The following is a 22114-nucleotide window of genomic DNA, read 5'->3' as shown; positions in this document are numbered from 1 at the left end:
TCCCGGGTGACCCGACCGGCGCCGGTGCTGGAGCGCGGGTCCCGTGTGGCCGATCGAGGACGGGTGACCTCCGCACCGATAGCCTCGTCCGTGATGTGGCAGCTCGACAGTCCCGTGCGGCACTACCCCTGGGGCAGTCGCACGGTGATCCCCGACCTGCTCGGGCTGCCCTCCCCGGCGGACGAGCCGTACGCCGAGCTGTGGATGGGCGCCCACCCGGATGCCCCCTCCCGGCTGGCCGACGGCACCGGTCTCGACGTGGCGATCGCCGCCGACCCGGACCTCCTGCTGGGGCCGGTCGTGCACCAGCGGTTCGGGGCCCGGCTGCCCTTCCTGATGAAGGTCCTGGCCGCCGACCGGCCGCTGTCGCTGCAGGCGCACCCGACCACGGCGCAGGCCGAGGCGGGCTTCGCCGCGGAGGAGGCGGCCGGCATCCCGCGGGACGACCCGACGCGCACCTTCAAGGACGCGTGCCACAAGCCGGAGATCCTGGTCGCGATCACGCCGGTCGAGGCGCTGTGCGGGTTCCGCCCGGTCGAGGAGTCCCTGCACTGCCTGGCCAAGCTGCAGCTGCCGGAGCTGAAGCCGACGATCGCCGCGCTCGCCCGCGGTGGCCTGCGCGCCGCGATCCCGCAGCTGCTGGCCCTCTCCGCGCGGCGCCGCGACTCGCTGGTGACCGCGGTCGCGAACCGGGCCGCCGAGTTCGTCGCCGCGCACGACCCCGAGTTCATCAACACCTACCGGTGGGCGGCCACCCTGGCCGAGTCCTACCCCGGTGACCCCGGCGTCGTCATCTCCCTGATGTGCAACCACCTGAAGCTCGCCCCGGGCGAGGCCGTGTTCCTGCCCGCGGGCAACCTGCACGCGTACCTCAGCGGCGCCGGCGTGGAGGTCATGGCCAGCTCCGACAACGTGCTGCGCGGCGGCCTGACCACCAAGCACGTCGACCTGGCCGCGCTGATCGAGGTGCTGGACTTCAGCGACGGCAAGGTCCCGGTGCTGCACCCGGTGCTCGGCCCCGGCGGGCTGCGCTACCCGGTGCCGGTCGACGACTTCGACCTCACCCGGTGCCAGGTCGACGTCGCCCCGGGTGTGCTCACCACCGCCGGCCCGCAGGTGCTGCTGTGCACCGAGGGCACCGCGGTGCTGGCCGGCCCGGACGGGGAGCTGGTCCTGGAGCGGGGCAGCTCGGCGTTCGTGCCCGCCGGTTCGCCGGTGAGCGCGCGCGGCCCGGCCGTGCTGTACCGGGCGACCACCGGGCTCTGAAAAGGGCTCTCGGGGACGGCGTGCCGCGCGGTACCCTGGGAGACGGCTCGAGCCCCGCCGAAGCCTCGGCATGCTCGCTCTCCTTCGACACATCCCGACTGAGAGCGCTCGCCCCTGAGGCTGGGCGCGGACGTGGAGCGACATGACTGCCAGCACCGGCACGCGTGTACTGACCGACGGCGACTTCACGGTCGCCGACCTCTCCCTCGCCGGCTTCGGCCGCAAGGAGATCACCCTCGCCGAGCACGAGATGCCCGGCCTGATGGCGCTGCGCGAGGAGTACGGCGACGCGCAGCCGCTGGCCGGGGCCCGGATCGCCGGCTCCCTGCACATGACCATCCAGACCGCCGTCCTCATCGAGACGCTGGTCTCGCTCGGCGCCGACGTGCGCTGGGTGAGCTGCAACATCTTCTCCACCCAGGACCACGCCGCCGCGGCCATCGTCGTCGGCGGCGGCACCCCGGAGCAGCCCACCGGCGTCCCGGTCTTCGCCTGGAAGGGCGAGACGCTGGAGGAGTACTGGTGGTGCACCCAGCGGCTGTTCGAGTTCCGCGACGAGGCGGGCGAGGTCGTCGGCCCGAACATGGTGCTCGACGACGGCGGCGACGCGACCCTGCTCGTGCACCTGGGCACCCGCTTCGAGGCCGACGGCGTCGTCCCCGACACCACCGACGCCGACTCCGAGGAGTACGGCGTCATCCTCGACGTGCTGCGCGGCACGCTGGCCACCGACGGGCAGTACTGGACCCGGATCGGCCAGGGCATCAGGGGCGTCACCGAGGAGACGACCACCGGCGTCCTGCGGCTCTACGAGCTCGCCCGCGAGGGCCGGCTGCTGTTCCCGGCGATCAACGTGAACGACTCGGTCACCAAGAGCAAGTTCGACAACCTCTACGGCTGCCGGCACTCGCTCATCGACGGCCTCAACCGGGCCACCGACGTGATGATCGGCGGCAAGGTGGCCGTGGTCTGCGGCTACGGCGACGTCGGCAAGGGCTGCGCGGAGTCGCTGCGCGGCCAGGGCGCCCGGGTGATCGTCACCGAGATCGACCCGATCAACGCGCTGCAGGCCGCGATGCACGGCTACGAGGTGACCACCCTCGACGAGGTCATCGGCAAGGCCGACATCATCATCACCGCGACCGGCAACAAGGACATCATCACCGCCGAGCAGCTCGGGATGACCAAGCACCAGGCGATCATCGGCAACATCGGTCACTTCGACAACGAGATCGACATCGCCGGCCTGGCCCGCACCCCGGGCATCACGCGGACCACCATCAAGCCGCAGGTCGACGAGTGGCGGTTCGCCGACGGCCACACGATCATCGTGCTCTCCGAGGGCCGGCTGCTGAACCTGGGCAACGCCACCGGGCACCCCAGCTTCGTGATGAGCGCGTCGTTCTCCAACCAGACGCTCGCCCAGATCGAGCTGTGGTCCAACCGGGCCGCCTACGAGGGGCAGACCCCTGGCGTCACCGTGCTGCCGAAGAAGCTCGACGAGCACGTCGCCCGGCTCCACCTCGACGCCCTCGGCGTCAAGCTGACCGAGCTGTCCAAGGTGCAGGCCGACTACCTCGGCGTCCCCGTCGAGGGCCCGTACAAGAGCGACCACTACCGCTACTGACGAAGGACCCCCTTGCCCCCCGCCACTCGCAAGCTCGCGGCGGGACCCTGCAAGGGGGCCATCAGCTGGTGACGTCGCGAGCTCAGCAGCGTTCCGTTCCGCCCCGCTGGGTGAGTTCTCCCGGCGGGGCGGAGTCGGTGGTGGCGGGCGTCGCGCACAATGGCGCCGTGCCACCTTCCGCACCCACCACGGGCTCCAGCCGCGGCCGTGTCCTGGTCGTCGACGACGACGCCGCACTCGCCGAGATGCTCGGCATCGTGCTGCGGCGTGAGGGCTACGAACCGGCTTTCGTGTCCGACGGTGCCCGCGCGCTGACCACCTTCCAGCAGCTGCGACCGGACCTCGTCCTGCTGGACCTGATGCTGCCCGGCCGCAACGGGATCCAGATCTGCCAGGACATCCGGACGCAGTCGACGGTGCCGGTGATCATGCTGACCGCCAAGGGCGACACGATCGACGTCGTCCAGGGGCTGGAGGCCGGCGCCGACGACTACGTCACCAAGCCGTTCAAGCCCGTGGAGCTGGTCGCCCGCGTGCGGGCCCAGCTCCGCCGCGGGGAGAACGGCCAGGCCGAGACGCTGGCGATCGGCGACGTCCAGATCGACGTCCCCGCCCACCAGGTCACCCGGGACGGCACGTCGATCGCGCTGACCCCGCTGGAGTTCGACCTGCTGGTGGCGCTCGCCCGCAAGCCGCGCCAGGTGTTCACCCGGGAGCTGCTGCTCGAGCAGGTCTGGGGCTACCGGCACGCTGCCGACACCCGGCTGGTGAACGTGCACGTGCAGCGGCTGCGCGCCAAGGTCGAGCGCGACCCGGAGAAGCCCGAGATCGTGCTCACGGTCCGCGGCGTGGGGTACAAGGCCGGCCCGCCATGAGCGGGAGCTCGTCGGGCTGGTGAGCACCGTCAGCACGTCGTCCGGGAGCCCGGCGACCGGCGCACCGGTTCCCCCGGGCGCCGCGCCGCAACCTCCCGCCGAGCCCGGGCCCGGCCGCCGGTCGCGGACCACCCGGGTGCGGCGCCGCCTGCGCCGGGCCCGGCGCCGTGCCCTGGTGACCAGCGTGCGGTTCGCCCGCAGGGCACGGCACGTGTGGCGCTCCTCCCTGCAGCTGCGGGTCGGGGCGATCACGATGCTCGTCGCCGGCCTCCTGGTCGTGGTGGTCAGCCTGGTGCTGTTCCGGCAGATCAGCGACCAGCTGCTCGGCGCCAAGCGCCAGGCCGCCGTCGACCAGGCGCTGCGCGGGGTCCAGTACGCGCAGACGGAGGTCAGCGGCATCGCCACCGGGGACGCGGCGAGCATCCGCACCACGCTGTCCCGCACGGTCGCCGGGCTGCAGTCCCGCGGCGGCTCGGCCGGTGACTTCGACGTCGTGATGGTCTACCGGTCCGGGGACGACGAGCGCTCCGCGGTGAGCCGCTCGGAGGTCTACCCCGCGCTGCCCGGCGACCTGCGCGCGCAGGTGGCCGACGGCGCGCAGGCCTACCGCTACGCACCGGTCCCCGACGCCGCGGGTGAGGAGGTCCCGACGCTGCTCGTCGGCGCCCCCGTGCCGACCGACGCGCGCAGCGAGGAGAGCGTGGAGGTGTACTTCGCGTTCCCGCTGGTCCAGGAGCAGGAGAGCCTCGAGGGGATCCGGAGCACCGTCGTCGTCACCTGCGCCGTCCTGACGCTGTTCGTCGCCGGGATCGGCGTGCTGGTGACCCGGCTCGTGGTCGACCCGGTGCGCCGGGCCGCCGGCGGTGCCCAGCGGCTGGCCGGGGGGCACCTGGAGGAGCGCCTGGTCGTGCGCGGCGAGGACGACCTCGCTCGGCTGGCGTCCAGCTTCAACGCGATGGCCGACAGCCTGCAGAAGCAGATCACCCAGCTCGAGGCCCTGTCCCAGCTGCAGCAGCGGTTCACCTCCGACGTCTCGCACGAGCTCCGCACGCCGCTGACGACGGTGCAGATGGCCGCCGAGGTGCTGCACGAGGCCCGCGCGGACTTCGACCCGGCGGTGGCCCGGTCCGCGGAACTGCTGCGCGAGGAGCTGGACCGCTTCGAGGTGCTGCTGTCGGACCTGCTGGAGATCAGCCGCTACGACGCCGGCGCCGCGGTGCTGGACGCCGAGCCGCAGGAGCTGCGCGGCCTGGTCGACCGGGTGGTCGGCGGGATGACCGCGCTGGCCGCCCGGCACGGCTGCGAGCTGGTCGTCAGCGCGCCGGGCACCCCGGTGGTCGCCGAGGTCGACGGACGGCGGGTCGAGCGGGTGCTGCGCAACCTGGTCGGCAACGCCATCGAGCACGGCGCCGGCCAACCCGTGGAGATCACCCTGGCCGCCAACCGCACCGCCGCGGCGGTCACCGTCCGCGACCACGGCGTGGGCCTGGGCACCGCCGACGCGCAGCACGTCTTCGACCGCTTCTGGCGGGCCGACCCCTCGCGGGTGCGCACCGTGGGCGGCAGCGGACTGGGACTGTCGATCAGCCTGGAGGACGCCCGGCTGCACGGCGGCTGGCTGCAGGTGTGGGGCATGCCGGGCGCGGGCGCCCAGTTCCGCCTCACCCTGCCGCTGGAGGGGGGCGCGGACCTCACCAGCTCGCCCCTGCCGCTGCGCCCGGTGAACCTCCGACCGCCGGGGAGCGAGTCGTGACGGCGCGCCGCGGGCTGCCGGTGCTCGCGCTGCTGCTCGCCCTGGTCAGCGGCTGCAGCACCGTCCCGAGCAGCTCGGCGACGGTGCAGATCACCCAGGTCGCCGAGCTCCCCGGGAACGACGTCGGCATCGAGCCGCTGGGCCCGGAGCCGGGCGCCACCCCGGAGGAGGTGGTCCGCGGGTTCATCGACGCCAGCTCCAGCACCGCCCGCAACCACCCGGTCGCCCGCCAGTACCTGGACGGCGAGGACGCCGACTCCTGGTCGGACAGCGACGGGGTGACGATCATCAGCTCGGACTTCGCGCCGGTGCAGACCCGGTCCGGGACCGTCGAGGTGACCGCGGCGCTGGTCGGCACGGTCGACGAGCGCGGTGTCTTCACCGTCGCCGACGGGCAGGTCTACACGCACACGTTCACGCTGTCCCACGAGTCGGGCGAGTGGCGGATCACCGACCCGCCGGACGGGCTGCTCCTGCTCGAGCCCGACTTCGCCCGCACCTACGACCAGCTGGACGCCTACTTCCTCGACCCCACCGGGAGCCGCGTCGTCCCCGACCCGCGCTACCTGGTCTCCGGCCCGGCCCAGCCGAACGCGCTCGTGGAGCGGCTGATCAGCGGGCCGTCTGCGGCGCTCGCCGCCGGTGTGGTGAACCCGCTGTCCGGTGCCCGGCTGCGCAGCACGGTGAACGTGGCCGGGCAGCACGTGACCATCGACGTCTCCTTCCCGGCGGACGTCACCGACACCACGGTGCAGTCCGCCGCCGGGCAGCTGGTCTGGTCGATGCAGCAGCTGTCCCTGCGCCGGGTGACGGTGCTGCGCGACGGTCAGCCGCTGGGCATCGCCGGCACGCCGCTGGAGCAGAGCACCGACGACTGGGTCGCGCTGGACCCGGACTACGCGCCGGTGGACGCCGTCGGCCACTACGTGCTGGACGGCGCGCTGCGGCGCGCCACCGACGCCAGCCCGGCCCCGGGCCCCGCCGGCAGCGGGGCGTACGGGCTGGTCTCGGCCGGCGTCTCGGTCGACCCGCGCACCAGCGGGCTGGGGCTCATGGCCGGGGTGTCGACCACCGTCTCGCCGTCCGGGGCGCCGGCGACGCTCTACGCCGGCCCCTACGGCGGGGACCTGGCCCCGGTGCTGGCCGGCCGCAGCTTCACCACGCCGACCACCGCCGGCACCCGGGCGGAGGTGTGGACGGTGCGCGACGGCAGCGAGGTGGTGCGGCTGCCCGCGGGCGGCTCCCCGCAGACGGTCAACGTCACGACGCTGGCCGGCCTCGGCCGGGCCACGGTCTTCCAGCTCAGCCCGGACGGCGTGCGCGCCGCCCTGGTCATCGAGGGCCCGACCGGCGGCCGGCTGTTCGTGGGCACGGTCGCCCGGGACGAGGACGCGGTCACCGTGCGGGACCTGCGCTCGGTCGCGCCCAGCGTCGAGCAGGTCGTGGACGTCGCCTGGCGGAACTCCGGCCTCCTCATGGTGCTCGCCGGTGACCCCAGCGAGGAGCGCACCGTGCCGTACACGGTGGACGTCGACGGCTGGGACCTCAGCCCGGTGATCACCTCGGGCCTGCCCGGCCAGCCGACCGCGGTCGCCGCGGCACCGGGCCGGCAGCCGCTGGTCACCGCGGGCCGCACGCTGTGGGAGCTGGGCGGCGGCACCTGGGTGACGCTGGTCCGCGGAGCCGAGCCGGTGGCGGGGGAGGAGCCCTTCTACCCGCTCTGACCCGCGTCCGGGCCGCGTCGTCCCCCGTCGGCCGGCGGGTCCCCAGCCCCGGGGAGCCGGGTGCCGGGACACGGCCCGGCGGGCACGCTCGGCCGGTGGACCGGGCGCGCGCACACGCACCGGCGCTGCTCGGCACCGGCGGCCGGGCGCTGGCCGACCTGGTGCTGCCGCGCACCTGCGGGGGCTGCGGGCTGCCCGGGGCGGTGCTGTGCCCTCGCTGCCGGTCGTGGCTGGCGCACCCGCGGGTGGCCCAGCCGCGGCGGCACCCGCCCGGGTTCCCGCCCACGGTCGCTGCCGGCCCGTACGCCGGGCCGGTGCGGCCGGCGGTCCTCGCGTTCAAGGAGCGCGGTCGCGCCGAGCTCGCCGCCCCGCTCGGGACGGCGCTGGCCCTCGCGGTCGCCGCGGTGCTGAGCGCGCTCCCGCCGGACGGGGGCCGGCCCGTGCTGCTGGTCCCGGTGCCCAGCTCGGCCGCGGCGGTGCGGCAGCGGGGGCGCGACCACGTCCGGGAGCTGGCCGGGCGGGCGGCGGCGGAGCTGCGCGCGGCGGGGGTGCCGGCCCGGCTCGCGCCCCTGCTGCGGCGGGCCGCCGGGACCCGCGACTCCGCCGGGCTCACGGCGCACGAGCGCTCGGCCAACCTGGCCGGCCGGTTCGGCCCGCGACGCCGCGCGCGGTACCCGCCGGGTGGGCGGCTGGTGCTGGTCGACGACGTCGTGACCAGCGGGGCGACGCTGGTCGAGGCGGCCCGGGCGCTGCGTGCCCTGGTCGGCCCGGGAGCGCCCCCGGTGCTGGCCGCGGTGGTGGCCGCCACCCCGCGGCGGGGGCTCACGCCGGATCCCGGTCCCGCGGGGGCGACCTTCACGGTCCGCCGGTGAGAGCGCTCGCATCGCCGGGGAGATCGACTGTCGGGACGCCCGGAAGGCGTCTAGCGTCGGTTCGATCACAGCCCCGCTCAACCGGGAGGTCCCATGGAGATCGTGGTCCGTGGTCGCAACGTCGAGGTGCCCGAGCACTTCCGCCAGCACGTGGAGGACAAGGTCGGGCAGCTGGAACGTTTCGACGGCAAGTTGATCCGCATCGACGTGGAGTTGCTGCACGAGAAGAACCCCCGCCAGTCGGCCATGTGCCAGCGCGTGGAGATCACGCTGCGCGGCAAGGGCCCGGTCGCGCGCGCCGAGGCGAGTGCCCCGGACTTCTACGCGGCCCTGGAGCTCGCGGCCGACAAGGTCGAGAACCGCATGCGCCGCGCCAACGACCGCCGGCACGTCCACCACGGCCGGCGCACCCCACCGAGCGTCCGGCTGGAGGGCGCTGCCACCGAACTCCCCACCACCGAGCTGTCCAAGACCGAGCCCCCCGCCGAGCCCCCGGCGGGCGCGAGCACCCCACCAGCCGACCTGGACGCGGCCCTTCCCGGCGACGCGCCACTGGTCACCGACCTCGACGAGCACCTGCCCGGGCAGATCGTCCGCGAGAAGGTGCACCCCGCCACCCCGATGCACGTCGACCAGGCGCTGTACGAGATGGAGCTCGTCGGGCACGACTTCTTCCTGTTCCTGTGCGCCGACACCGGGCGGCCCTCGGTGGTCTACCGCCGGCACGCCTTCGACTACGGCCTGATCCGTCTCGACGCCCAGCTGCCCGTGGAACCGACCGAGGTCGCGCAGGACACCGTCATCGCCGACACCGGGTCCGGCGGGGGCACCGTCGGAGCCGCTGCCGAGCCGCGGCAGCCCGCCACCGTCTGAGGAAGGACCTGCCTGCCCCCCACCACTCGCACGCTTGCGGTGGGCCCCTGCAGGGAGGCCGACGGCGGGCCGGTTCCCCATCGGGAGCCGGCCCACCGTCTTCTACTGGCACGCGGCCGGCACCGCATCGGCGTCCCCCGGACGGAACGGACGCAGCACCAGTCGTGCGGTGCGCAGGACCTCGGTGGTGAGCGAAAGGCCCCGGCCCCCTCACCCCTCGCAAGCTCGGGGTGAGCCTCTGGCCGGGCCTTCAAACGTTGCCGAGCACGCGGTCCACCGAGATCTCGAGGACGACGCGGTGCGGGTTCGGCCGCGGCTGCCGGTAGCGCTGCGCGTACCGCGCCTCGGCGTCGGCGACCGAGGCGGCGTCGTCGCGGAGCACCGCCGTCCCCTCCAGCGTCGCCCACCGACGTCCGTCCACGGTGCAGACCGCCACCCGCGACCGCCCGTCGCGGACGTGCCGGGCCTTCACCGACGTGCCCGAGGTGATCACCCGGGCGGTGCCGGTGGCCGGGTCGAAGGTGACGCCGACGGGCACCACGTGGGGGCTCCCGTCGGCCCGCAGCGTGGTCAGCGTCGCCAGGTGGCGCTCGGTGAGGAGCGCGACGAGGCCGGGCGCGAACGCGGGTGGTGCAGGAGAGGACACGCTGGCAGACGGTACGGACCGGCCCGGCCGGGACGGGTCCGTCCGTCGCGCCGTGACCGCTTCCCGGACGCGCCGCCTACGCTGGGGGGCGTGGTGCTCTCCAGACTCCTGCGTGCCGGCGAGGGGAAGATCCTCCGCCGGCTGTCGAAGATCGCCGACGCGGTCGATGCCCTCGAGGTCGACATGGTCGACCTCACCGACGCCGAACTGCGCGCGAAGACCGACGAGTTCAAGGAGCGTTACGCCGAGGGCGAGTCCCTCGACGAGCTGCTGCCCGAGGCGTTCGCCGTGGTCCGGGAGGCGTCGACGCGGACCGTGGGCCAGCGGCACTACCGCGTGCAGGTCATGGGCGGCGCGGCGCTGCACCTGGGCAACATCGCCGAGATGAAGACCGGTGAGGGCAAGACCCTCACCGGTGTGCTGCCCGCCTACCTGAACGGGCTGTCCGGCGACGGCGTGCACGTGATCACGACCAACGACTACCTGGCCCAGCGCGACGCCGAGTGGACCGGCCGCGTGCACCGGTTCCTCGGGCTGACGGTCGGCACGATCGTCTCCGGCCAGCCGAACGACGTCCGCCGGCAGCAGTACGCCGCCGACATCACGTACGGCACGAACAACGAGTTCGGCTTCGACTACCTGCGCGACAACATGGCCTGGAGCAAGGCCGACCTGGTGCAGCGCGGGCACCCCTTCGCCATCGTCGACGAGGTCGACTCGATCCTCATCGACGAGGCGCGCACCCCGCTGATCATCAGCGGCCCGGCCGAGTCCAGCGCCCGGTGGTACTCCGAGTTCGCCCGGATCGCCCCGCTGATGAAGCGCGACCGGCACTACGAGGTCGAGGAGGCCAAGCGGACGGTCGCCATCACCGAGGAGGGCGTGGAGTTCGTCGAGGACCAGCTCGGCATCGACAACCTCTACGAGGCGGCCAACACCCCGCTGATCAGCTACCTGAACAACGCCCTCAAGGCCAAGGAGCTGTTCAAGCGCGACCAGCAGTACATCGTCAGCAACGGCGAGGTGCTCATCGTCGACGAGTTCACCGGCCGCGTGCTGGCCGGCCGCCGCTACAACGAGGGCATGCACCAGGCCATCGAGGCCAAGGAGAAGGTGCAGATCAAGGACGAGAACCAGACGCTCGCCACGATCACCCTGCAGAACTACTTCCGCCTGTACGCCAAGCTCTCCGGGATGACCGGCACGGCGCAGACCGAGGCCGCCGAGCTGCACCAGACCTACAAGCTGGGCGTCGTCCCGATCCCGACCAACCGGGACATGATCCGCGAGGACCGCGCCGACGTCATCTACAAGACGGAGGAGGCGAAGTTCACCGCGGTCGTCGACGACATCGCCGAGCGGCACGAGGCGGGCCAGCCGGTCCTGGTGGGCACCGCGAGCGTCGAGAAGTCCGAGCTGCTGTCCAAGTTCCTGGTGCGCAAGGGCATCAAGCACGAGGTCCTCAACGCGAAGAACCACGCCCGTGAGGCCGCGATCATCGCGATGGCCGGGCGGCTCGGCGGCGTCACGGTGGCCACCAACATGGCCGGCCGTGGCACGGACATCCAGCTCGGCGGGAACGCCGAGTTCATCGCCGAGGAGACCCTGCGCGCCCGCGGCCTGTCGCCGGTGGAGACGCCGGAGGAGTACGAGGCCGCCTGGAGCGACGCGCTGAGCGCGGCCAAGGACCAGGTCAAGGCAGAGCACGACCAGGTCACCGAGGCCGGCGGCCTGTACGTGCTGGGCACCGAGCGGCACGAGAGCCGGCGGATCGACAACCAGCTGCGCGGGCGGTCCGGCCGCCAGGGCGACCCGGGTGAGTCGCGGTTCTACCTGTCGCTGGGCGACGACCTGATGCGCCGGTTCAACGGCCCGATGCTCGAGTCGATGATGACGACGCTGCGCGTGCCCGACGACCAGCCGATCGAGTCCAAGATGGTCAGCCGCGCGATCCGCTCCGCGCAGACCCAGGTCGAGCAGCAGAACTTCGAGGTCCGCAAGGACGTCCTCAAGTACGACGAGGTGCTCAACCGGCAGCGCACCGTCATCTACGACGAGCGCCGCAAGGTGCTCGACGGCGCGGACCTGCACCTGCAGATCCGGACGATGGTCGACGACGTGGTCAGCGCCTACGTCGACGGCGCCACCGAGACCGGCTACGCCGAGGACTGGGACCTCGAGAAGCTGTGGACCGGGCTCAAGGCCCTGTACCCGGTGGGCCTGGACCTGCAGGACCTGCTCGACCGGGTCGCCGACGGCGACCAGGCCGCGCTCACCGCCGACGTCCTCAAGGCGGAGCTGCTCGGCGACGTGCACACCGCCTACGAGACCCGGGAGGAGACGCTCGGCGCGGAGGTCATGCGCGAGCTCGAGCGGCGGGTGCTGCTCAGCGTCCTGGACCGCAAGTGGCGCGAGCACCTCTACGAGATGGACTACCTGCGGGCCGGCATCCACCTGCGCGCCATGGCCAACCGTGACCCGGTCGTGGAGTACCAGCGCGAGGGCTACGACATGTTCAAGGCCATGCTCGACGGCATCAAGGAGGAGTCCGTCGGGTTCCTGTTCAACCTCGAGGTCAAGACCAAGGAGCAGCAGGAGGCCGAGGCCCGCCAGAAGCAGGCGCAGGCCGAGGCCGAGGCGCTGGCCCGCGCCCAGGCGGGCACCGAGCGGGTGCTGGCCCGGCAGGCCGAGCAGCGGGCGGCGGCGCAGGCCGCGGCCGCGCAGGCCGCGGCTGCGCAGGCCGCGGCGGACCAGGCTGCCGCAGCGGAGAGGGCCGTGCCCGACGGCGGGGTCCCGGCCGGCAGCGCGGCGGCCCCGGACGGCAACGGCTCGGCGCCGGCCCCGGCCGGCTCCGGTGCGCCGACGACGGGCTCCGCCCGGCGGACGGCGAGGCATGCGGCGCCGACCGCCGCCGCCCCGGAGGCGCCGGCGTCCTCGGGCACCGGCCCGGAGCTCGCGGTGAAGGGACTCGATGCGCCGAAGCAGCCGCAGCTGAGCTACAGCGCGCCGAGCCTGGACGCCTCGGCCAAGGACGACGGCCGGGCCAAGGCGGCCAAGACCGCGACCGTCACCGGCACCAAGGCCCCGGCCCGCAACGCCCCCTGCCCGTGCGGCAGCGGCAAGAAGTACAAGTACTGCCACGGCGTCACCAGCTGAGCCGACCGACCGACGGATCGACCGCGCCGGTGCCCCGGACCTCCGGGCACCGGTGCGGTCGTGTCCTGGGCCGACCGTTCGTGATCGGGGCGGCACCCACGGTGGCTCCCGCGGGCAACTGTGCGGAAAGTCACGTCGGCCCCTTGAACGCTCGAACGTCCTCTGGTTCCCTCTTGCGCAGCGAGTCTCACATAGCGCAACTCGATTGGGGACTGTCATGGGGACACCGCGTTCCGACCAACCTCCGCCCGACCGTCCGCTGAGCGGCCGACCGGCGGCCGAGGGGACCCACCCGGCGATCGCCGAGCCGCCACCGTGTGTCGCCGACCGGCACTGGGCGGTGGACCGCGTGCTGTTCGCCATCGCTGCGGCCATGGCGCTGGGCTTCGTCGCCTGGGGCTTCGCCAGCCCCACCGGCCTGGGCGCCGCGAGCGGCTCGATCCTCGGCTGGGTCACCGGCAACCTCGGCTGGATGTTCGTCCTGCTCGCGTCGGCGTTCGTGGTGTACGTGATCTGGCTGGCGGCGAGCAAGTACGGGCGGATCCCGCTGGGCCGCGACGACGAGCGGCCGGAGTTCCGCACGATCTCGTGGATCGCGATGATGTTCAGCGCCGGCATGGGCATCGGGCTCATGTTCTTCGGGGTCGCCGAGCCGCTCTCGCACTTCGTCTCCCCGCCGCCGCTCACGACCGAGGCCGAGTCGTCGCAGGCCATCCAGACGGCGATGGCGACCACGCTGTTCCACTGGACGCTGCACCCGTGGGCGATGTACGCCGTCGTGGGGCTGGCCATCGCCTACGGCACCTTCCGGCGGGGCCGTCGTCAGCTGATCAGCTCGGCCTTCGTCCCGCTGCTCGGCGAGCGGCGGGCGGCCGGCCCGGCCGGCCGGGTCATCGACGTGCTGGCCATCTTCGCCACGCTGTTCGGGTCGGCGGCCTCCCTCGGCCTGGGCGCGCTGCAGATCGGGAGCGGGGTGGAGATCCTCGGCTGGGCCGGCGACGTCGGGAGCGGCGTCCTCGTCGCGATCATCGCGGTGCTCACCGCGGCCTTCGTCGCCTCGGCCGTCTCCGGCATCGCCCGCGGGATCCAGTGGCTGTCCAACATCAACATGGTCCTGGCGCTCACCCTGGCGGTGTTCGTCTTCCTCGTCGGCCCGACCGTCTTCATCCTCAACCTGCTCCCGGACGCCCTCGGCAGCTACTTCTCCGACCTCGGCGAGATGGCCGCGCGCACGGAGGCCACCGGCGGCGACGCGATGGCCGCGTGGCTGAGCGGGTGGACCGTCTTCTACTGGGCCTGGTGGATCAGCTGGACGCCGTTCGTCGGGCTGTTCATCGCCCGGATCAGCCGCGGCCGGACCATCCGGCAGTTCGTCACCGGCGTGCTCCTGGTGCCCAGCCTGGTCAGCCTGCTGTGGTTCGCCGTCTTCGGCGGGGCGGGCATCGCCGCGCAGCGCGACGGCGTCGACGTCGCCGGGCAGGGGACGACGGAGGGGCAGCTGTTCGCCGTCCTCCAGCAGTACCCCCTGGCCACCGTCGCGACCGTGCTCGTGATGCTCCTCGTCGCGATCTTCTTCGTGTCCGGCGCGGACGCGGCCTCGATCGTGATGGGTTCGCTCTCGCAGCGCGGCACCCTGGAGCCCAGTCGCTCGGTCGTCGTCTTCTGGGGCGTCGTCATGGGCTCGGTCGCGGCGATCATGCTGCTGCTGGGCGAGGACGGCGCAGCCCTGACCGGGCTGCAGAACCTGACGATCATCGCGGCGCTGCCGTTCGCCCTGGTGATGGCCGCGATGGCGGTGAGCCTGGTCAAGGACCTCCGCCGCGACCCGATCGTCCTGCGGGGCAGCTACGCCGCGCTGGCGATCGAGAAGGCCGTCGTCGAGGGCATCAGCCGCCACGGCGACGAGTTCGTCATCGTCGTCGAGCGGACTCCCGGCCCGGCACCGGACAGCGGTGCCACCTCCCCGCCGAGCTCGGGGTCGGACAACGGGCAGCCGCTCAGCCAGGGCGGGAACTTCGTGTCCCCGGCGGGGGTCCCGCCGGTCCCCGTGCAGGGCCAGCAGCCCACGGCGGGGGCGATCGGCCGGCCGATGGACCCCCGCCCCTAGGGGGAACAGCCCAGCCGGTCAGGGGCCTCCCGGCGTCGGAACGCACTTCCGACGCCGGGAGGCCCCTTGCTGTGTGCGTGGCCGTGCTCTGACCGCGCTGATCGGCGGGACGACGCCTCACCGCGCAAGCGGCCGGAACGGTCCCCGGGATGGGCGCTCGGCGACCGTGCGGGTGCAGTCGAGGGAACGGGGGCACCGCCGCCGGTGCCGGTCTCAGGTCCCGGAGCTGGGAGTCCCCTTGCTGTCCGCGGCTCGGGCCGCGCTGATCGGCGGGACGACCGGTCGGCGCCGTCGCCGCACGCCGGCGAGTGCGCGGGAAGGCACCCATCCCATCGGCGGGACGACGCCTCACCGCGCAAACGGCCGGACCAGGTGGCACCGCCGCCGGAACGGCGACGACCTCAGGGGTCGGGCCAGGTGGCCCGACCCCTGAGGTCGTCGCGGTGCGGGCCGTGGTGGCCCGGTGGTCAGGACGGCGTCGGGACGGCGGAGCGGAGCTGCCGGCGCCAGCGCGTGAACAGGCGGGGCTGGTTCATCCCGAGCACGGCGACGGGGACGCCGTCGCGCTCGTAGACGACCAGGAAGCTGCGGTCTGCGCAGCTGCCCTCCACGACCCGCGCCACGTCGTCCTCGCGGCGGGAGCCCGCGAACTGGATGCGGGCGCCGTACTGGTCGGACCAGAAGTAGGGGACCGAGGTCGGCACCGCGCCCTCGGCGCCCAGCAGGGTGGCGACCGCGGTGGCCGGCTGCTCCAGGGCGTGGGTCCAGTGCTCGATGCGGACGTGCCGCTCCGCGGACACCGACCACGCCGCTGCGCAGTCGCCGACGGCGACCACACCGGGGATGGAGGTCACGCCGCGGGCGTCGGTCAGGACGCCGTTGCCCAGGGCCACGCCGGAGTCGGCCAACCACTCGATGTTCGGGATGGCGCCGATGCCCACCACCACCACGTCGGCCGGCAGGCGGGTGCCGTCGGTCAGTTCCACGGCCTCGACTCGACCGGTGCCGATCAGCCCGGCGACTCCCGTGCCGGTCAGCAGGCGGGTGCCGTGGTCGGCGTGCAGCTCGGCGCAGACCGCGCCCATCTCGGCCCCGAGGGGGCCGGCGAGCGGAACGGGCATGGCCTCGACGACGGTCACCTCGAGCCCGAGCGTGCGGGCAGTGGAGGCGACCTCCGCCCCGATGAAGCCGGCGCCGATCACGACGAGACGTCCGGCGGAGGCCAGGTCCTCCCGGAGGGCGACCGCGTCGTCCAGGGAGCGCAGCACGTGCACGCCACCGAGGCCGTCGCTGCCGGGAAGACGCCGGGCGCGCGCGCCCGTGGCGAGGACGACACCGTCGGCCCGGACCTCGCTGCCGTCGCTCAGCAGCACCGAGCGGCTGACCCGGTCGAGCGCGACGGCCGTGGTGCCCAGCCGCCAGTCGAGAGCGAGTCCCTCGTCGTCGGACGCGCCCAGGCTGATGTCGTCAAGCGAGGCCGTGCCGGCCAGGAACTCCTTGGACAGCGGCGGGCGGTCGTAGGGCGCGTGCGCCTCGTCGCCGATGAGCACGATGCGGCCGTCGAAGGACTGGTCCCGCAGGGCACGGGCGGCCGAGAGGCCCGCCAGCGAGGCGCCGACCACGGCGACCGTGGGGCTCATGCGGCACCGTCCGCGGTGGTCCCCGGCTGCACGTAGACCATGCCGTCCTCGACGACGACCCGGTGCGTACGGACCGGCGTCTTGGCCGGCGGGCCGGACACCTTCCCGGTGCGCAGGTCGAAGCACGAGGCGTGCAGGGGGCACTCCACGGCACAGCCGTCCAGCCAGCCGTCGGCCAACGAGGCGTCCTGGTGGGTGCACGTGTCGTCGATGGCGTAGAAGTCGCCGTCGACGTTGAAGACCGCGATGGGCTCCTCGGCCTCGATGCGGATCGCCTCGCCGGGCGGCAGGTCGGTCGTGGGGCAGACCGTGATCATGGGCACTCCTGGGCCATAGTTGTTGCGCCTAACGCAACGTCTCGCCTATGACGCAACAGCATGGTCGAGGGGGCTGGGCACGTCAAGAGAGTCGACCGCCCGTTCCGGCGCGCCACCTACGCTGAGGACATGAGTGGGCCCCAGGTCGGGAACGGAGAGCGCAGCTCGGTCGCTGCGGTCCAGTCCGTGGACCGTGCGTTGAGCGTGCTCGAGATCCTGGCGGCGCACGGCGAGGCCGGCGTCACGGAGGTGGCCGCCGAGCTGGGCGTGCACAAGTCCACGGCGTTCCGGCTGGTCGCCGTGCTCGAGAGCCGGGGCTTCGTCGAGCAGCTGGCCGACCGGGGCAAGTACCGGCTGGGCTTCGGGGTCGTGCGCCTGGCCGGCGCCGCCGCCGCGCAGCTGGACATCGCCCAGGAGGGGCGGCCGATCTGCGAGGGGCTGGCCGCCGACCTCGAGGAGACGGTGAACATCGCCATCCTGGACAGCGACCGTGCCGTGAACGTCAGCCAGGTCCGCGGGCCGGCGGCGCTCAGCACGCACAACTGGGTGGGTCAGGGCACCCCCCTGCACGCCACCTCGAGTGGCAAGGTGCTGCTCGCTCACGCTCCCGAGGCGATCCGCAAGGCGCTGCTGTCCCGGGAGATGCCGCGCTACACGCCCAGCACGATCACCGATCCGGAAGCCCTGCAGCAGCACCTCGACCACATCGTCGAGCAGGGCTGGGCCTCCACCGTCGAGGAGTACGAGGTCGGGCTCAGTGCCGTCGCCGCGCCGGTGCGCGACGCGGACGGGAGCGTGGCTGCTGCCCTCAGCGTCTCCGGGCCGTCCTTCCGGATGGACGCGGACGAGTTCCCGAAGATCGCCCGGCGGTTGCGGGCGGGCGCCGACGAGCTGAGTCGGCGGCTGGGCTTCTTCGGCTGATCCCTGCCGCCGGCGGAGTGCCGCCGGTGGTGGGTCCTGGCGCGGGTGGTCGCTCTGCGGGGCGCCCCTGCGCGCCCCGTGCCCTCCGGGTCACCGCGTCCGGGCGAGGGTGTGTGCTGCCGTGCCGGCCGGCGGTTCTGTCATGTCCATATGGCGGAGGTTGTTGCGCTCTGCGCGACCAGCTCTGTAATGTGCAACACATCGGTCGTCCGGATCTGTCTCGACGGAGGGCGATCGTGGCGTGCCGCAGACCCGCGCTGTCCGACTTCCGGCGTCCCCAGACCGCCCGACGGAACCCCGAGGTGCCGTATGACCACCACCGACCTGCCCGCGAGCCTCATCTCCACGCTGCCGGGCCAGTACTACACCGACCCCGCCATCTTCTCGCTGGAACAGAGCCACATCTTCGAGAGCATGTGGTTCTGCGCCGTGCGGTCGAGCGACCTGCCGACTCCCGGCTCTTTCAAGAAGATCCAGGTGGGGAGGGAGAGCGTCCTCGTCGTCCGCAGCCGGGACGGGCAGCTGCGGTCGTTCCTCAACATCTGCCGGCACCGCGGTGCGCAGATCTGCACGGAGGACTCGGGTCAGGTCAACCGGGCCTTCCAGTGTCCGTACCACGCGTGGACCTACGGCCTCGACGGCAAGCTCGTCGCGGCCCCGAACCTGACGAAGATGCCCGACATCGACCGGGTCGAGTACGGGCTCGTGCCGGTGGCGCTGCGCGAGTGGCTCGGCTACGCGTGGGTGTGCCTGGCGAAGGAGCCCCCGTCCTTCGAGGACGAGGTCATCGCGGACGTCGTCGAGCGCCTCGGGGACGTGGAGTCGATCGAGTCCTACGACATCGACTCGTTGTCGGTGGGGCGCCGCATCACCTACGACGTCAAGGCCAACTGGAAGCTCATCATCGAGAACTTCATGGAGTGCTACCACTGCGCGACGATCCACCCGGAGCTCACCGAGGTGCTGCCCGAGTTCGCCGACGGCTACGCGGCGCAGTACTTCGTCGGGCACGGCGCGGAGTTCGGGGACGACGTCAAGGGCTTCACCGTCGACGGCAGCGAGGGCTTCGACAAGCTCCCGGGTGTCGACGAGGACCACGACCGGCGCTACTACGCCATCACCGTCCGGCCGACCGTCTTCGTCAACCTGGTGCCGGACCACGTGATCTTCCACCGCATGTTCCCGGTCTCGGCCGATCGGACGATCGTGGAGTGCGACTGGCTGTACACGCACGAGGTGGTCGAGTCGGGCAAGGACGTGACCCGGTCGGTGGAGCTCTTCCACCGGGTCAACGAGCAGGACTTCGAGGCCTGCGAGCGGACGCAGCCGGCGATGTCCTCCCGCGCCTACGCCAACGGTGGCGTGCTCGTGCCCTCCGAGCACCACATCGGCGCCTTCCACGAGTGGCTGACCCAGCGCCTGGCGCGCTGATCCTCGAGCGCCGCCGTCGCGTGGGTCCGGGCCGGGAGGGCGTCGTCCTCCCGGCCCGGTCGCGTCGCCGGCCGGGCGGCGCCGTCCGTCAGACCGCGAGGTAGCCGTCGACGGTGCGGACGACGAGACCGCGGCGCTCGAGCCGTTCCAGGTGCAGGACGGCGGTCCGCCGTTCCACCGCGTCGGCGAACGGGAGCTGGGCGTGCGGCCGGTACACGAGCCGGTGGGCGACGACGTCCTCCAGCGTCCGTGGCTGCCGCAGCAGCTCCAGGAGCACGTCGTCCCGGCGGCGGATGACCGCGGTGAACCGGTCCAGGGCGGCGAGGAAGCCTTCGCGCCCCTCGACCACCCCCACGTGGTGCGAGGTGCCGTACCAGCGGGCGTCGACCTCGCGCAGGCGCGCGATCGACGTCTCGAAGTCCTCCAGGCTGCTGGACAGGTCGCCGTAGTACGGACCGAAGGACGTCAGGTCGACGTCCGCCAGGAACAGGAAGCCGTCGGGCTCCACGAGGAAGCCGCAGTGGCCGGCGGTGTGCCCCGGCAGGTGCAGGACGGTCACGGTCCGGTCCCCGAGGTCCAGGACGTCGCCGTCCGCGAACGTGCCGACGCCCTGGTGCCCGGTCAGGTGGAAGGTGTCGCGCAGCTGCCCCGCGAGGTCCCCCGCCTCGTCCGGTCCCATCCCGAAGCCGGCCAGCAGGACCTCGGGCGAGCGGACGGCGGGGACCTCGGCGGGGTGCACGAGGACCGGCAGGTCCGGGAACAGGTGCAGTCCCGCCAGGTGGTCCTCGTGGGCATGGCTGACCGCGATCAGGTCCACGGAGGCCGGCAGCCCGCCCCGGCGGTGCACCTCGAGCGAGGGGTCCACCAGCACCGTCCCCGTCGTCCCGCGGATCAGCAGGGAGTTCCCGCTGGGGTAGCGCCCTCGCTCCGCGGACCCGAGGAGGGTGACTCCGCCGTACCGGACGTCGAGGTCGGGCACGGCCCTAGCTCGGGCCTGTGTCGGACAGGCGGGCGAGCCACGCCTGCCGCCACGCCTCCGTGCGCGCCACCTCGTTGAACGTGAACAGGTGGAAGCCCTGCAGGCCGTGCCCGGGCTGACCGAGTGTGGGTGCGAGGCGCTCGACGAGCCGGTCAGGTCGGTAGCCGTGGGGCAGGAAGAAGCGCCAGAGCATGCCGTGCTGCTTCGACAGGAAGCGGGCCGACTGGCCGAGCCCGAGACCGGCCGAGATCCGCACCAGCTTCTGACGTGTGACCGCGCCGGGGAGCCCTACCCGGATCGGCAGGTCCACCCCCCGCTGCCTGACCTGCCGCGCCCAGGCGGCCGTGGTCGCGGGGTGGAAGCACAGCTGGGTGATCACGGAGGTCGCGTGCGGGGCCTTCCGCTCGAGGGCGCGCTCGATCAGCTCGGCGCTGATGTGCCCGTGCCCTTCGGGATGGCCGCCGATCCCCACGTGCCGGAAGTGGTGGCTGCCGGCCTCCAGCCCCTCGAGCAGGGACAGGGCGTCGGGGAACGTCCCGGCGGGTTCGGCGGCATCGCCCCCGATCACGAACACGCCGTCGACCCCGGCGTCGCGCAGGCGGGCCACGACGTCGGTCAGGTGGGCCTGGTCCCGGACGAGCCGCGCGGCCAGGTGCGGCGTGGCCGAGAACCCGTGCCCGGACAACCGCTCGGCCAGCTCGATGGTCGGCGCCAACCCCTTGGCCTCCGTCACGGTCACGGTGAGCGGCACGGTCCGGGGGACGTGCTCGACGACGGACTCCTCGGCGCCGCGGAGGGGCAGGACCTCGTAGCTCACGTCGCGCAGCGCCCGTTCCAGGGCGGCCCGGGACCGCTGCCGGGTCGGCCGACCGTCGACCGACCCGAGCGCTCCCGGTGCGGCCGGTGCGCGGGCCAGTGAGGGACCCTCAGCCGACATGACCCTCCTCCGCGGCGATGGTGGTGTCCTCGCCGTGCCCGGTCCTGACCACGGTGTCCCCGGGCAGCGTGAGCAGCCGGGCCCGGATGGAGCTGAGGATGGTCGGCTCGTCGCTGTAGGAGCGGCCGGTCGCGCCGGGGCCGCCGCAGAACAGCGTGTCCCCGGTGAACACCGTGCCGAGGTCCGGCGCGTGCAAGCAGGTGCTGCCCGGTGAGTGGCCGGGGGTGTGCAGCGCGTGCAGCGTGGTGCCGGCGACGGTCAACCGGGTGCTCTCCGTCAGGTCCTCGTCGGGGGCGTCGTCGGGGTGGACGACGTCCCACAGCATCCGGTCGGCAGGGTTGAACCAGATCGGTGCCCCGGTGGCCTCCCGGAGGTCGACCGCCGCGGTGATGTGGTCGTTGTGCCCGTGGGTCAGCACGATCGCGGTCACCCGGCGCCCGCCGATCGCCTCGACGATCGGGGCGGCGTCGTGGGGGGCGTCGATCACGAGGACCTCGGCGTCGTCGCCGACCAGCCAGACGTTGTTGTCGACGTCGAAGTCCTGCCCGTCGAGGCTGAAGACCCCGCTGACGACCGCCTTCTCGATGCGCGCGGTCACTTGTCCAGCACCACGACCGAGCGCAGGACCTCGCCCTGGCGCAGGTTGTCGAAGGCCTCCTCGACGTCGTCCAGGCCGATGGCCTCGGTGACGAAGTCCTCCAGGGGGAAGCGGCCCTGCAGGTAGAGGTCGACCAGCATCGGGAAGTCGCGGCTGGGCAGGCAGTCGCCGTACCAGGAGGACTTGATCGCCCCGCCCCGGCCGAAGACCTCCAGCAGCGGCAGGGTGATCTGCATGGACGGATTGGGGACGCCGACCAGCACGACCCGGCCGGCCAGGTCGCGGGCGTAGAAGGCCTGCTCGAACACCGCCGGGTGGCCCACCGCGTCGATCGCCACGTCCACCCCGAAGCCGTTGGTGTGACCCTTGATCGCCTCCACCGGGTCGGTCTC

General features: G+C 73.1%; 18 protein-coding genes. 11 read left to right on the top strand and 7 right to left on the bottom strand.

The features are described 5' to 3' along the window. Positions 1-93 precede the first annotated feature (93 nt). The 7 genes from manA (at position 94) to raiA (ending at position 8990) form a co-directional block, all read left to right on the top strand. A complete protein-coding gene (manA, locus tag HL189_RS05235) occupies positions 94-1266 on the top strand; it encodes a mannose-6-phosphate isomerase, class I (RefSeq protein ID WP_369132652.1) in 1173 nt (390 codons plus the stop codon). 142 nt (positions 1267-1408) lie between these two features. Continuing rightward, a complete protein-coding gene (gene ahcY, locus HL189_RS05230) occupies positions 1409-2893 on the top strand; it encodes an adenosylhomocysteinase (RefSeq protein ID WP_369132651.1) in 1485 nt (494 codons plus the stop codon). A 167-nt stretch (positions 2894-3060) separates the two neighbouring features. Then, on the top strand, positions 3061-3768 hold the full coding sequence (gene mtrA / locus HL189_RS05225; protein WP_369132650.1) for an MtrAB system response regulator MtrA: 708 nt from the start codon (positions 3061-3063) through the stop codon (positions 3766-3768). Positions 3769-3943: 175 nt separating this feature from the next. Then, positions 3944-5521 (top strand): MtrAB system histidine kinase MtrB, encoded by a 1578-nt coding sequence (gene mtrB, locus HL189_RS05220; RefSeq protein WP_369132649.1) that lies wholly within the window; start codon positions 3944-3946, stop codon positions 5519-5521. Then, entirely contained in the window at positions 5518-7245 is a 1728-nt protein-coding gene (locus tag HL189_RS05215) for an LpqB family beta-propeller domain-containing protein (RefSeq protein WP_369132648.1), read from the top strand. The genes mtrB and HL189_RS05215 overlap by 4 nt, the downstream gene beginning before the upstream one ends. A 95-nt stretch (positions 7246-7340) precedes the next feature. Then, positions 7341-8117, top strand: coding sequence for a ComF family protein (locus HL189_RS05210; RefSeq protein WP_369132647.1), 777 nt, complete (start codon positions 7341-7343; stop codon positions 8115-8117). Positions 8118-8210: 93 nt separating this feature from the next. After that, positions 8211-8990, top strand: coding sequence for a ribosome-associated translation inhibitor RaiA (raiA, locus tag HL189_RS05205; protein ID WP_369132646.1), 780 nt, complete (start codon positions 8211-8213; stop codon positions 8988-8990). Between the two features lie 250 nt (positions 8991-9240). Here raiA and HL189_RS05200 read toward each other — a convergent pair whose 3' ends face one another. Beyond that, positions 9241-9636: a PPOX class F420-dependent oxidoreductase gene (locus tag HL189_RS05200; protein ID WP_369132645.1), complete on the bottom strand. Its 396-nt coding sequence runs from the start codon at positions 9634-9636 to the stop codon at positions 9241-9243. Between the two features lie 90 nt (positions 9637-9726). Between HL189_RS05200 and secA the strand changes: the two genes are divergently transcribed. After that, entirely contained in the window at positions 9727-12792 is a 3066-nt protein-coding gene (gene secA, locus HL189_RS05195; protein WP_369132644.1) for a preprotein translocase subunit SecA, read from the top strand. Positions 12793-13132: 340 nt separating this feature from the next. Beyond that, positions 13133-14899, top strand: a complete 1767-nt coding sequence (locus HL189_RS05190) for a BCCT family transporter (protein WP_369132643.1) — start codon at positions 13133-13135, stop codon at positions 14897-14899. Positions 14900-15366: 467 nt separating this feature from the next. Here the strand turns inward: HL189_RS05190 and HL189_RS05185 are convergent, their stop codons facing one another. Beyond that, positions 15367-16539 carry an NAD(P)/FAD-dependent oxidoreductase gene (locus HL189_RS05185; RefSeq protein ID WP_369132642.1) on the bottom strand — a complete coding sequence of 391 codons (1173 nt, stop codon included), beginning with the start codon at positions 16537-16539 and terminating at the stop codon, positions 15367-15369. Beyond that, positions 16536-16856 carry a bifunctional 3-phenylpropionate/cinnamic acid dioxygenase ferredoxin subunit gene (locus HL189_RS05180; protein ID WP_369132641.1) on the bottom strand — a complete coding sequence of 107 codons (321 nt, stop codon included), beginning with the start codon at positions 16854-16856 and terminating at the stop codon, positions 16536-16538. The genes HL189_RS05185 and HL189_RS05180 overlap by 4 nt, the downstream gene beginning before the upstream one ends. 129 nt (positions 16857-16985) lie before the next feature. Here HL189_RS05180 and HL189_RS05175 point away from each other — a divergent pair, with 129 nt between their 5' ends. Beyond that, positions 16986-17777 (top strand): IclR family transcriptional regulator, encoded by a 792-nt coding sequence (locus tag HL189_RS05175; protein WP_369132640.1) that lies wholly within the window; start codon positions 16986-16988, stop codon positions 17775-17777. Positions 17778-18086: 309 nt separating this feature from the next. Next, positions 18087-19208, top strand: a complete 1122-nt coding sequence (locus tag HL189_RS05170) for an aromatic ring-hydroxylating dioxygenase subunit alpha (RefSeq protein ID WP_369132639.1) — start codon at positions 18087-18089, stop codon at positions 19206-19208. Positions 19209-19296: 88 nt separating this feature from the next. Here HL189_RS05170 and HL189_RS05165 read toward each other — a convergent pair whose 3' ends face one another. From HL189_RS05165 to HL189_RS05150, 4 genes are all read right to left on the bottom strand, one after another. Then, on the bottom strand, positions 19297-20187 hold the full coding sequence (locus tag HL189_RS05165; protein WP_369132638.1) for an MBL fold metallo-hydrolase: 891 nt from the start codon (positions 20185-20187) through the stop codon (positions 19297-19299). Positions 20188-20191: 4 nt separating this feature from the next. Continuing rightward, positions 20192-21124, bottom strand: coding sequence for a methylenetetrahydrofolate reductase (locus HL189_RS05160; RefSeq protein WP_369132637.1), 933 nt, complete (start codon positions 21122-21124; stop codon positions 20192-20194). Next, a complete protein-coding gene (locus tag HL189_RS05155) occupies positions 21114-21722 on the bottom strand; it encodes an MBL fold metallo-hydrolase (protein WP_369132636.1) in 609 nt (202 codons plus the stop codon). Before HL189_RS05155 ends, HL189_RS05160 begins: the two co-directional genes overlap by 11 nt. After that, positions 21719-22114, bottom strand: a 396-nt coding sequence (locus HL189_RS05150; RefSeq protein ID WP_369132635.1) for a zinc-binding dehydrogenase, incomplete at its 5' end; no start/stop codon positions are given. The genes HL189_RS05150 and HL189_RS05155, both read right to left, overlap by 4 nt.

This window comes from Modestobacter sp. I12A-02662, from assembly GCF_041028325.1.
In the GTDB taxonomy this organism is placed as follows: Bacteria; Actinomycetota; Actinomycetes; order Mycobacteriales; family Geodermatophilaceae; genus Modestobacter.
This window is presented reverse-complemented; position numbering and strand designations above follow the sequence as displayed.